This is a genomic window from Thalassospira sp. MBR-102, from assembly GCF_040549275.1.
In the GTDB taxonomy this organism is placed as follows: domain Bacteria; phylum Pseudomonadota; class Alphaproteobacteria; order Rhodospirillales; family Thalassospiraceae; genus Thalassospira; species Thalassospira xiamenensis.
In genome coordinates this window covers 22,204-35,258 of sequence record NZ_JBEPTC010000014.1, presented here as the reverse complement: position 1 = coordinate 35,258, position 13,055 = coordinate 22,204, and the positions used below count along the sequence as shown (strand labels likewise).

General features: G+C 57.0%; 9 protein-coding genes. All 9 read right to left on the bottom strand.

Going from position 1 to position 13,055, the window contains the following annotated elements:
* Positions 1–4: 4 nt before the first annotated feature.
* The 9 genes from ABIE64_RS19540 to ABIE64_RS19500 all read right to left on the bottom strand — a co-directional run bounded on the left by ABIE64_RS19540 (position 5) and on the right by ABIE64_RS19500 (position 13,051).
* Positions 5–1,786 (bottom strand): ABC transporter ATP-binding protein, encoded by a 1,782-nt coding sequence (locus ABIE64_RS19540; RefSeq protein ID WP_354378314.1) that lies wholly within the window; start codon positions 1,784–1,786, stop codon positions 5–7.
* Positions 1,787–1,794: 8 nt separating this feature from the next.
* Positions 1,795–2,862, bottom strand: coding sequence for an ATP-binding protein (locus tag ABIE64_RS19535; RefSeq protein WP_354378313.1), 1,068 nt, complete (start codon positions 2,860–2,862; stop codon positions 1,795–1,797).
* Entirely contained in the window at positions 2,855–3,550 is a 696-nt protein-coding gene (locus ABIE64_RS19530; RefSeq protein WP_354378312.1) for a response regulator, read from the bottom strand. The genes ABIE64_RS19535 and ABIE64_RS19530 overlap by 8 nt, the downstream gene beginning before the upstream one ends.
* Before the next feature lie 279 nt (positions 3,551–3,829).
* Positions 3,830–5,224 (bottom strand): efflux transporter outer membrane subunit, encoded by a 1,395-nt coding sequence (locus tag ABIE64_RS19525; protein WP_354378311.1) that lies wholly within the window; start codon positions 5,222–5,224, stop codon positions 3,830–3,832.
* 2 nt (positions 5,225–5,226) lie between these two features.
* A complete protein-coding gene (locus ABIE64_RS19520; RefSeq protein WP_354378310.1) occupies positions 5,227–7,173 on the bottom strand; it encodes a MacB family efflux pump subunit in 1,947 nt (648 codons plus the stop codon).
* On the bottom strand, positions 7,170–8,357 hold the full coding sequence (locus ABIE64_RS19515) for an efflux RND transporter periplasmic adaptor subunit (protein WP_037992806.1): 1,188 nt from the start codon (positions 8,355–8,357) through the stop codon (positions 7,170–7,172). The genes ABIE64_RS19520 and ABIE64_RS19515 overlap by 4 nt, the downstream gene beginning before the upstream one ends.
* Before the next feature lie 432 nt (positions 8,358–8,789).
* Positions 8,790–10,952, bottom strand: coding sequence for an HlyD family efflux transporter periplasmic adaptor subunit (locus ABIE64_RS19510; RefSeq protein WP_354378309.1), 2,163 nt, complete (start codon positions 10,950–10,952; stop codon positions 8,790–8,792).
* Between the two features lie 6 nt (positions 10,953–10,958).
* Positions 10,959–12,287 (bottom strand): efflux RND transporter periplasmic adaptor subunit, encoded by a 1,329-nt coding sequence (locus tag ABIE64_RS19505; protein WP_354378308.1) that lies wholly within the window; start codon positions 12,285–12,287, stop codon positions 10,959–10,961.
* Between the two features lie 50 nt (positions 12,288–12,337).
* Positions 12,338–13,051: an efflux RND transporter periplasmic adaptor subunit gene (locus tag ABIE64_RS19500; RefSeq protein WP_158526688.1), complete on the bottom strand. Its 714-nt coding sequence runs from the start codon at positions 13,049–13,051 to the stop codon at positions 12,338–12,340.
* Positions 13,052–13,055: the final 4 nt, after the last annotated feature.

Sequence of the window (13,055 nt, the reverse complement as noted above, 5' to 3'; positions counted from 1 at the left end):
AAGGTCACACAACGCGCAACAGATCCGCATAAACACCGTCAAGAGCGACCAGTTGGTCATGACGTCCCTGCTCTGCGATGCGTCCTGCTTTCATCACCACGATCTGGTCCGCATGGCGGATGGTGGACAGCCGGTGCGCGATGGTAATCGTTGTCCGGCCTTTCGACATGTGGTTCAACGCAGACGACATCGCGCGTTCCGTACGTGTATCAAGAGCACTGGTCGCCTCGTCCAGTAAAAGCACAGGCGGGTCGCGCAGGATGGTGCGAGCCAGCACCAAGCGCTGTTTCTCGCCACCGGAAAATCGGTATCCATCCTCACCAACCAGCGTATCATAGCCCATAGGCAGCGACGCGATATGGTCGTGAATCTGGGCAATCTTTGCCGCCGCAACCAGTTCGGCCTCGGTCGCGTCCGGTTTTGCGAAGCGCAGGTTCTCTGCCACAGAGGCATGGAACAGATAGGGCTCTTGCGGAACGACCCCCACCATTTCGGACAGCGATTGAAAACTGAGATCGCGCAGATCCACGCCATCAAACCGGATGACACCACTATCCAAATCGTAAAGCCGCGCCAGCAAGTATCCCAGTGTCGTCTTGCCCGAACCCGTCGGGCCGACTATCGCGACATTGCTGCCTGCGGGAATCATGAGGCTTATGTCATGCACAGCAGTCGGGCCATCCTCATGGTAGGCAAAACTGACATGCTCCAGCTCTACCTGACCGCGCATGTCCGAACGGCGAATTGTAACGGGTGCCGGTTTCTCGGTGATCTCAACCGGCATGTCCAGATACTCGAAAACCCGGGCAAACAATGCACGTGTTTTTCGTGTATCGCGGCCGATTTCCAACAATTGCTCGAAAGGCCACAATAGCTGTTCCTGTAACGCGATCATCGCAACCAGCGTACCGATGGTGGCAGGATTGTCTGTCTGCATCAGCAGCCCCCCCGCCAGCAACGTCATCGCCGGCAGGACAGCCAGCGCAAAGCTGATCAGGGACCACTGCCATTCACCGGCGGTATGTGACTTCACCTCAAGTTTCGCCAGGTCTCCCGATATCCGGGTGAACCGTTGTACAAGATGTGGTCCCCTTCCCATCGTGCGGGCAAGGATGACACCCGAGGCCGAAAGCGTTTCCTGCACCGCCACGGACATGTCGGCGGCGCGCGCCTGCTGCTGGTAAGTCAACGCTTCGCGCATACGGGCAACGCGGTTACTGATCAGGATCGTTCCCGGCACCACAAACAGAACAAAAAGTGCCAAACGCCAGTCAAGGATCACGATGGCAATGGCCGTCATGACAACCGCACTGAGCGAACGACCAAGTTCGTTGGCAGTTTCCGTTACCAACGATTGCAGTCCATCGATATCACTGGCGATGCGCGACTGAACCTCGCCCACACGCGTTCCGGTAAAGAACCGCAACGAAAGGCTTTGGAGATGGGCATAAAGCCGCACCCGCAAGGCATGCAGAACCGCCTGTCCGATACGTGACATGAGGATTACCTGATAGGCACCGACCGCCGCCGAAAGCAGGGCGACGATGACCATACCTCCCACCAGCCCGACAAGCAGTTTGATATCATTGGCGGGCAAAGCTTCGTCAATGATCGCCCGCAACAGGAACGGTCCCGCCAGACCGACCGCTGAGGACATGATCATAAGCAATATGACCGCTACGATCCGTTTCCGGTAAGGAATGAACAGCGACAATATACGCCGCATGGAAACATGCCGCGCCGCAAGGTCGGTATAGTCGTCGGAATAAGGAAGATGTTTGGACATTGGTACAATCAGACGAAAGGTAACACTTGGCACGGCAGCCGGATTTCGACGGCAAGACCAGGATGATCAGAAGGGAATATCGACGCATCGCCTCCATGCGCCCGGGCAATCGCCCTGACAATTGGCAAGCCCAGGCCGGAACCACCACCGCTACGCCCCCGTGAGTCGTCCGCACGCCAGAACCGCTCGAAGGCACGCGTGCGGCTTTCTTCAGGCAGGCCCGGTCCTGTATCCGTGCAACGGAAAAAGACATACTGTCCTGCCACACCGGTCTCGACATGCACCGTACTTTGCGGCGCGTAACGACAGCAATTTTCCAGAACCGCCACGAAAGCCTGCCTCAATCGCGCACGGTCAGCACTGACGACGGCGCTGGACAACTGGCGCATTACCGTGATCCCGGCCTTGCTGAAATGATCCTCAAGCGAGATGAGCGCCGCCTCGGCCTCCACCGCCAGATCAAGACGTGAATATTGCAGATCGAGCTGCCCTGCATTGCTCAGCGCCAGTGTCCGCAACTCCTCGACGATGGCCGACAGATCATCCACATGGTTAATCAGGCGACCATACAGTTCCGGACTGGGGGCGAAGGCACCATCCAGCAACCCCTGGAGCCGCCCACGCAGAATGGTCAAAGGCGTTCGCAATTCATGTGCAATGGCCGAGTTAGAATATTTCAACTCGGCCTCGGCACGTTGCAGTCGCCCTGCCATCTGATTGAAATCGTCAACCAGATCGCTCGCCTCGCCAAAATTGCCCCGGCTCAATGAGGCGCGCGCCGAAAAATCGCCATTCGCCACCTTGCGCGCAGCCGCGGCAACAGATTTCAAAGGATCCACAATCCGTCGTGCCAGAACCCACCCCAACAAAGAGGCGGTTAATATGCCGATCCCCAGAAGAAGGCCCAGCGTCACGATATCACCGGTGCGCAGGATGTCGTCGTCGGTGAAATCCGGATAAAGCCATTCATAAATGAAGAAGAAATACGCCGTTAACCCGAAATAAACGACGGTGAAAGCAAGCAATGTAAGCGAAATCATCGCACGAACGATGCGGGAATTCAGATTTCTAGCCATGCGTGTTGTCCAGTCGATAACCGACACCACGGACACCGACGAGCAAGCCATCCGCCCCGGCAGCAGCCAGTTTGCGCCGCAGATTGCTGACATGGCTGTCCACTGTCCGATCCAGCGCCTCACCCTCCGGCAGGCACGCATCGACCAGTTCCGAGCGCTCGAACACTCTGCCAATCCTCAAGGCCATATAAGCCAGAATACGAAATTCGGTTCTGGTAAGGCCGAGCACAACCGGTCCCGCCGCGCTTTCGACCTCTACCCGATAGGCCTGTGGATCAATGGTCAATGGTCCGACGCGCAACATTTGCCCGTCATCCCGGGCAATGGTTCGCCGCAAGACCGCCTTAACACGCGCCACAACCTCAAGCGGGTTGAACGGTTTAACGACATAATCGTCTGCACCAATACGTAGCGCCTGCAACTTGTCGAGATCCTCGGCAAGCGCCGTTACCATGATGACGGGCGTGTCACCACGTCGACGGATCGCCGCCAGCACTTCATAACCGTCCTGCCCCGGCAGCTTGATATCCAGCACCACAAGGTCGGGCCGCAAGCGCTGATGATGGGCAAGCCCGACCGTTCCATCACCAGCCGTAACAACCCGGAATCCTTCGCGTGACAGGTAAGTCCCGATGATTTCCGCAATCTCGGGCTCATCCTCAATGATGAGAATCAAGGCATTGTTCATGGACATGTTTTCGATCTTTGGCTTTTCACCCAAAAGGACTCATTTGATTGAGGCGCATCTCACCCCAGGTTATTCACAACCGATTGAAAGTATCATCATGCATCTGCCAGCAATGCCGGCATCGGAGTTCCGGGATAACACTCAACGATTACGGCTCCCGCGTCGAGAGCAGGTTAAGATTTTGTCGAGGTTTTGTGGAGATGTTCGGCAACAGGAACTCCAGTGTAACGGGCTCAAGAGGCGGTCCGATAATTTATCTGTATCAAAGAGCGCACTTCATCATTGTGCTGCCGCAACCTCTTCATCAGCGATTGCAGTACTTCCGCCAAGCGCGCGGTAAAGCATTGATTCATTGACAAACTGTGCGAGCCGCACATCGGCAAGAACCACTTCGGCAGAACGACGGCGTTCCTGCGCATCAAGCCAGATGCGCAGGGTGGTCGCACCAGCCCGATAACGTGTCTCGGTCAGTTTCTCGACTTCCAGCGCGGCCATATAGGCATTATCAAGTCGGCGTGACTGCTCGCCATAGCTGGCGCGCGCACCAAGCGCATTGGCCACATCGGCAAACGCGTTCAGCAAAGTTTTGCGAAATGCTGTGACGGCCTCTTCATAATGGGTCTCTGAAACCGCAATCGTCAAACTCATATCCTTCAGGTTAAGGAATGAGAGGACAGCACCTGCTCCCAGGGTTGCGACAGGGTTGGAGACGAAGGAAATCAGCTGATCGCTGCTGGTCCCTAACCCACCGGTAAGCGAGATCCCCGGATAGAAGCTGGTCCGCGTCGCGTCCACACTTTTCAACGTCCCCCGCAACCGCGCTTCTGCTGCACGAAGATCAGGACGGCGGGCAAGCAGATCGGCGGGCAGCCCTGCTGCAAGCTCCGGAAACTTCTTTCGCGGCAGGCTCTGCGGTTCTGGAACCGGGTTTGGCGCACCGTTCAAAAGGACCGTAAGCACATTACGCAGAACAAGGCGGGCCTGCTGCAACTCCGCTACTCGCGCAGCCTGAGTCTCGACAGCTTGTTCACTTTCTCTAAGTTCCAGATCGGAAACATCCCCGACTTCTGCCTGCTTCCGCACGAGATCCTGAATTTGCTCTACATAATCAAGGCTGTTTATAGCCGATGCAATCGACTCATTGGCATGGGCGATACGGAAATAGGTTTCGATCGTCATGCCGATGATTGCCAGGCGCGCCGCTTCGTAATCCTCGGCAGTTGCCTCCGCCTCGAAGCTTGTGCTGTCGCGCTGTGCCGCCAGTTTCCCCCACAAGTCGACTTCATAGGAAACGCCAATTGTTGCAGACGAAGATGCTGTCGAAGTCGCACTTCCTTCAAGAGGCCTGCTCTTCGAAGTGTTAAGAGTTCCGCTCAACTTCGGGAACAGGGCATTCGCCGCAAGGTCGGCTTGCAGGCGCGCTCTGCGCGCACGAACGGTCGCAGCGAAAATGTCGTTGTTGCGACTGACCACTTCGCTGATCAGGGTGGTAAGTCCGGAATCTCCGAATGCAATCCACCACTGATCTGCACTCGCATTCGCCGTATCTGCGGCAACCGAAGCAGACCATGTCGGTCCCTCCGGCAGATCAGGGCGCAGATAGTCTGTCGACGGGCTGGTGCAACCGGCAAGGACAACAAACAGGCAAGGAACAATCAATCTGACAAAAACCATGACTACTCTCTGGAAAGCGCAACGACCGGATCAAGCCGCGAGGCATTGCGTGCAGGCAGAAAACCGAAAACGAGGCCGATGAGAAGTGCGACCAGACAGGCGGAAAGGATGGCGTCGATCGAAATGATCATCGGGAATGAACTGCCCTGCCCCCCAAACGCAGCAGCCGCGCCAAGCGCCACTCCGACGCCAAGCAGAGATCCGGCAATGCAAATCGTGACAGCTTCAATCAGGAACTGAAGCATGATGTCGATACGCCGTGCGCCGACCGCCATGCGCAGGCCGATCTCGCGGGTACGCTCGGTGACGGAAACCAGCATGATGTTCATAACGCCGATCCCACCAACGATCAGCGAAATGACCGCGACCGAAGAAATCAGCAGCGTCATCGTCCGCGACGTCTTCTCCATGATCCGGCGCAACTGGTCACTGTTGAAGACAAAAAAGTCCTGTATACCGTGACGGCGTGTCATCAGACCGACAATCGCGCGTTCGGCAACAATCGTGTCAACATTGTCAGATATGCGAACGGTCAGCCCGGCAAGGCTCGTTGCCGCCCCAAGCAACCTGCCGGCCACAGCAGTATAGGGAAGGTATATTTGCAGGGTTTTGCCCGACATGCCGGAACGCTGGGCCACCGTGCCGATGATGACCACCGGCACGCGATCGATCATGATGATCTTGCCAAGCGGAGATTCACTACCCGGAAAAAGCGTAGTTGCGGCTCTGTCGTCTATCACGGCCTCCTGACGACGCTCGGCGATACTGTCGGCCGTGAAGCCGTTGCCCTGGACGATCTTGAGGCCGTTTACCCGAAAATAATCCTCACCGACACCGTCAACGTTGGCCGACATGGAAGTGCTGCCGAACCGAATGCGCGCACTCGTCGACACCAGCGGCGTAACGCTGTCGATATAGTTTTGCGCAGACAAAGCCTCGGCGTCGGACACAACCAGCGTCCTGATGCTGTCGGCGCGCTCGTCGTCCCAACCCTGCCCAGGATAAATGGAAAGTGTACTGGCACCAAGTTCGCTGATCTCGGCAAGGACCCGCTGGCGTGTCCCTTCGCCCAGACCGACGACTGAAACCACGGCAGCAATGCCAATGATGATCCCCAGCATGGTCAGGAATGTGCGGACCCGATGAGCCGCCATCGAGCGCAACGCCATGGGAAAAGCTTCTGCAAACCGTCGATGGAAACCTGCCAGCACGCCAACAGACCCGGAACGTGCAAAGGAAGGTAAGAGAGCACCAACCAGAGGTTCGCGGCATCGCTGGTCAGACAGAACCAGACCGTCACGGACTTCGATGATGCGATCAGCGTGGGCCGCGACCTCCATATCGTGGGTGACGATAATGACCGTATGGCCGTCCCGATGAAGCTCCTTGAGAATCTCAAGCACGGTTTCACCGCTTCTGCTGTCAAGCGCTCCGGTCGGCTCGTCGGCAAGGATGATACGCCCACCATTCATAAGCGCGCGAGCAATCGACACCCGCTGCTGCTGACCGCCGGAAAGCTGACCTGGACGGTGATCGACGCGCTCGCCAACGCCGAGACGCTCCAGAAGTGACCGGGCCCGCTCGCGCCGGGAGGCGGTATCAAGGCCTGCATAAACGGCTGGCATCGCGACATTGTCAGTCGAGTTGAGCGTGCCGAGCAAATGATAGCGTTGGAAGATGAAGCCGAAATGCTCCCTTCGCAACGCTGCCAGTTCGTCTGCGCTCAAACCGGCAACACTGCGCCCACCGACACGGTAATCGCCCGCAGTCGGCTGATCAAGGCAGCCAAGAATATTCATGAGCGTCGACTTGCCCGATCCGCTTGCGCCCACAATCGCGACAAGTTCACCACTGTCGATATGAAGATTGATCCCCGCAAGCGCGGAAATGGTCTCTTCGCCCGTCTGAAACAGCCGTGTGACGTTCTCTATTTCCAGTAAAGCGCTCACATCATCTCCATAGCGTTAGAGTCCGATGCCTGACCATCAGCCGGAATGACAACCTCCTCACCGACCTGCAGGCCATCGATCACTTGCGCCTTGATCCGGTCAGTCAGTCCTATTGTGACAAGGCGCTCCGAAATTTCGCCAGAAGAGGAGCGGACACTAAGGCGATAGCGACCGTTCTGATCGCGCTCGGTCAACGCTGACCATGGCACCAGCGGCACGTCCTCTGCCTGCCCCACCACAATGGTCACCAGAGTAGTCATCATGGGCCGCAGTCGGCCATCAGGATTGGGCGTTGTGAATATTCCGTTGAAATAAACAGCCTGTGTTGCCTGCCCTGCGGTTGTGGAGGCCGTCGTTGATTCTGTCGCGATTGATGTCGGGGCGGGCGCAATCTGCTCCAATCTGCCGACCGTCGGAAGATGGGTTTCGCCCATGATCGTGAAACGCACGATCTGGCCGGGTTTTACGCGGGTAATATCGGCTTCTGATATTCTTACCTTAACCTGCATGACGTTGAGCTCGGCCAGCACAATGATCGTCGGCACGGCCAGATTGGAGTTCAGTGTTTGGCCAGCCTTGGTAACGACCGCAACCACAACCCCATCCATCGGCGCGGTAACCTTCGTGTAGCCAAGGTTGGCTTTCGCGTTCTCGACCTCCACTGTGGCTTGGGCAATCTGCGCGTCCAACGCCTCGATATCAGCCGTCAGGACTTTGAACGCCGCCTCCGCCGTCTCAAGCTCGGCGACTGACGCCGCACGCTGACGGGCCATGCTCTTCTGTCTGTCATAGGCTTGCTCAGCCCGCCTGAGCTCAAAACCACGCGCCTTGCGCTGCGCCTTCACATTGGCAAGTGCCGCCTCTGCGATGCGCAGAGCATATGCCTGTGCCGTCGGGTCAATCTCGGCGATCAGATCCCCGGCCTTGATTTTCTGACCCAGTTCAACATGCAAGGTTTTCAACTGACCAGAAACCTGCGCACCGACACTGACGATCCGGGCAGGTTCGAGTTCACCATTGGCAAGAACCGTTTCCTCGATTGTGCCGAGCGAAACAAACTCGGTAAGCACGGATGCCTGCGGCTCTTCCTCAAGAACACCGCTGGCCGACGCCATTGCCACCAGCGCCACAGCAATTACGCCTGCGATGATCAGAGTTCGACCAATGCTATTTGACAGTTTCATTGTTGTTTTTACCAACCGACATTTATTGACCAGAAAAGAAGATCGTCGTTCAATCGGGTTCACTCTCGCCCCGAGACGACTGATCTCGATAGCCCCGCCATATCAGCCAGATGGTTAGCCGTGGGCGGGTCGTTTGCGAGTTTTGAAAAAATCCCCGTGAACATGATTGCTTTCTTCAAGCACCATCTCACGCCGCAATGAAAGTTGGGTGCAGGTTATGTGGAGATCGCGTGGACGCGCGCGTCTCCTCGCCCCGCGGCCCCGTAATCCAGGACCCAAATGACAAAACCCCGCCAATCGGCAGGGTTTTGTCATTTGGATGCGACGGCAGGCATCCAGTCCGGCGCTCCATACCTGGAACGACAAACAAATATTTTGCAATATTAATTACTTAAATGAAATCTGCTCAAATGATCGATCCGGACAATCCCTCTAGAAACTGATTTCCCGGATAAAGCCTGCGACTATCGCTTCATAAAGGCGGCGCGCCCAGCTCATGGGCTCGGCATCAATCTGTAGCCTGCCGCGCTGCATCATCGAAAAACCCTCGCCTGCCGGGGGACTTTCCCTATCTGTCGCAACGATCCCCTCCAGCTTGAAAACCGGATCATGCGGGGTGTATCGGCCATCCCTGTCCGCAGTCGCGGCAATTGTGCCGCCATGGGTGGATACAAGTGCCGGTGTCTCGATATAGGTGCTGTTGAACCGCTCGACAGTCTCGACCTCGATGTCAAGAACGGGTTGGGTAAACTGTTCCGGATAGAACCTTGCCGATGGCCGGTTGCCGATACGTGCAATATCGCGCTGGGAGACATAGGCGACAACTTCCCATGACGCCCGTTCGCTGGCACCGACAATCCGCGCAAGCTGGGTGCGCGGTGCAATCCAGTCGCCAACCCGGATGTCATCGGCCAGCTCGCGCACCATGCCGTCAATCGGCGCACGCAGGGTCAGAAGATCCTGCCGCGCTTCAAGGGCAACGATCCGCGCCGCCAGACGCCGCATTTCCTGAAGACGCGCGGCATAGTCGCCAAGATTATCCCGGCTCGCCTCGGTCTGCGCCAGCAATATCCGCGCCTCGGCAAGCTCCAGCTCCCGAATGCGGTGTTCGGCATCAAGTTCCGGCGCGCTCAGAATGGCAATCGTATCACCGGCCCGGACCCGGTCCCCTTTTTTCACCGCAAGTTCAGCAACCTGGCCTGCAACCGTGCTGATGATCTCCGCATCATTGCTGGCCTGAAGCACCGCATCTGCCGAAACACGCGATTGCCACGGCACGAATGTCAGAACGACCAGAACAGCCAACAGAAATCCCGTCACGACAAGCGACGGTGTGACTTTTGCGCTATGGCGGTCTTTCCACCAGTGTTTCATTTCATTTAAAACCGGAATGACGATGAACCATGCGATTTCGACCGCAAAAAGGATAATGCCAAGAACCTTGAAGAACAGGTGGTAAACCACCAGCGCAATGCCAAGAAACAGAAAGAAACGATAAATCCAGACCGCAATCGCAAAAACCGTCAGCATCCGCCGCTTTTTGCGTGGCATCGGTTCGGGGGCGGGATGCCCGAACCGGAAAAGCGTCTCGCGGATCGTCCATTTCGCCATGGCAAAGGACCGGTTTTGCAGATTGGCAATACCCAGAAAATCCGACAGCAGATAATAACCGTCAAACCGCATGAAAGGGCTTAGATTGATCAGAAGTGTTGTGATCCAGGTTGTCGTCGCCAGAAGGAACACCGCACTTTGCAACGGTCCGGGCGGCACAAGATGCCAGAAAAAAGTCGCCAGTAACGCAAGTGCGAGCTCAACCCGGATACCGGCCGCCGCAATACGCAGCCTTTTTTCCTTGCTGATGATCCGCCAGGCATCGGACGTATCGGTATAAAGCACCGGATACATCACCAGAAACGCCACCCCCATCGACGGCACCCGGCAGCCATAGCGCGCCGCACTATAGGCATGCCCGAATTCATGAAGGATTTTGGCAAGCGTAAGTGTCACCGCCATCCACACCACGCCCTGCCAGTTGGCAAACCCCATGAATGTCGACACAAACAGGTCCCATTGACGCAAGGTCAGGAAAATGCCGATCAACCCCAGGATCAGCACGCCAAGCTGAACCGCGCGCGATGCGATAATATCGGCAATCGGCTGGGTTTTGCGCAGGAAACTGTCTGGATGAACCAGCGGCACACGCACAAAAAGATAATTGTGGATCGCCCATTTCCAGAAGGGCGGTTTGCCGGCATTGGCAATGCGCGAAAACTCGGCCACGGTCTCGTTGCTGTCACGCTGCAAAAGTCCATTGCCATGCAGGAACTTTATCAGCCCCGTCAACGCGGCCTCGTCAACGCTCAGAACCGTATCGCGGCAAATGCGCTCGATGATTGCCTGCCTCTGGCGCAAAGGCCACCGGCGCAGCATTTCAAACGCGGCATAACCGATCCGGAAATACCGGTTGCGCACCGGATCATGGATCGTCCAGCACGGCGCACCATATTCATCGGTCCCGGCGGGCAGAAGTCTAAGATCCTCGCGCAGCGGCGGCACAACCAGCTCTTTTGCGTTCCCCTGCGGTGCGATTGCCATGGCAGATCAAAACCCGATCATCTGGCGCAATGCTGAAAGCGGACGGCGGAAAAGGAACAGCGCCAGCGGAACATGATCCCCCATGATTTTCGCCGATCCCTTCAACCCGATACGGGGAATGTCATCCGGGCTGTCAAACCGCGCCACCGCCTGATAGGCCAATATGCCTTCTGGCGTTTCCTTTGGCTGATAGGCGGCATATTCAAGCGTTGCGTCAATCGAACCAAGCGGATCAACATCCAGAAACAGCCGGACCTCCGCCCCCGATTGCAGGGCGATGGCATCGGAAACCGGAATGGAAATACCAAGCTCGGCGGCATCGGGGGCGGCAATTGCCATGACCTGCTCACCCGTCGAAACAGGCCGCCCGCGCCAGTCATTGGAATCACTGAAAATCGCAATACCCGATTGCGGTGCCCTGACCTCGATCTGCGAAAGCTGATAGCGGCTGAATTCGGCCTGTTCCTGACGCAATGCCAGACGCGTCTGCGAAAGCGCAACCTCGGCCCGGCCCTTGGCATCCCCGAATGCCTGCTGCGACGCACGGCGCAGTTCCGCCTCGGCGGTATCAACCGCGCGCAACGCTATCTCGTAATTTGCCTTGAATTCCGCACCTTCAAACGAAAACAGAAGATCGCCCTTTGTCACCGGTGCATTCGGACGAACACTGATTTCGCGAATAACCCCGGTGATCGGGGCGGCAATCATGACCGGATCGCGCGGCATGACCGTTGCCGGGGCAATAATGCTTTGCCGAACCGGGATCGCCAACACAAGAACAAGGCCGACGAAAACCCCGGCCAGAACGGCACGGCGTTTTTTCCCGGCCTCAAACAATCCGCCCCGCCTTTTGCGCGGGCGAAGCGCATTCCACGCATGGCCAAGCGCATCGGCCAGTTGTTCGACAAGAAGCAGTTCCCCGTCCTGCCATTCCGGGGCCCGGATCAGTAACAGAAGGCCAAGCGATGTGCCATCCGGGGCAAGAACAGGCTGAGACAGGATATTGTCCTGAAGAAACTCCCGCCAGTCCGCTTCGAAATCAGCACCATCCGATGCACGCGAAAATATCTTCTTCTGATCGGGGGCAATCTGCCGGTTGGCAAGCTTTTCGACGAACCGGATATAGGGGGCATTGCGGTCCACCGTCGGAACGTTTGAAACAGCCACCACCCGCAATTTCCCATCCAGCCCGTGCGAAAGCAACACCGCCTGCTGATAGGAAATCAGTCGGCGTGTTTCCGTAACGGCCACGAACTGAAGTGCCGTCATATCCCGGGCCTGACGAATAGATTTTTCGATGCCCAGCAAAATTGCGGATGCTGTAATGGTGCTCATTTTACCCGTCGGTTCTGGTCGCGTGCCGCTTCACCCTGTGCCGGAAACGCTCAGGATTCCGGTTCAAAAACAGCAACACCGCTCATGCCCGGCAACAGCTTCCCGGCATCGCCATTGATGGCTGCAAAGACTTTAACCGTCTGGCTGACCGGGTCAATATCAGCACCGATCCTTTCGGTGGTTGCCGCAATGACCGATCCCGTTTCCTCGATCCGCGCCTGAAAGCTCTGCCCCGTCGAAAGCCACGACAGCCAGCTTGACGGCACGATCAGTTCAAGCTCAAGATTGCCCGAACCGATGATTTCCATCAGTTCATCGGCAGGATTGGCAATCTGATAGGGCTGGCTCAGCCACTGGACCACAGCCCCGTCATAGGGTGCCGTGATCTTGCAGCGATCAAGATACACATCATGAAGCTGCAACTGCGCCAGTGTCCGCTCCTTTGCTGCTTGCGCCATGACAACATCAAGCTCGCCAACACTGCGCAATTCAAAAAGCCGCTGCTGGGATTTCAGTTGCGCATCGGCCTGGCGATAGTCGGCCGCCGCCGTTGCGCGTTGTGCCTTATAGGCCGCACAATCAAAAGAAATCAGCAAATCGCCCTGCTTGAACTTCTGGCCCGGACGGACCGTCATTTTATCAATTCTCGCGGCCAGTTCACCGGCAAGAACGGCGCGATCCTGTGTGGTCACCAGAACACGTGCTTGCAGTGGTTCCTGCGCATCTGCCAGAACCGGAAACAACAAAGCCGAAACCGCAAGCATGCAA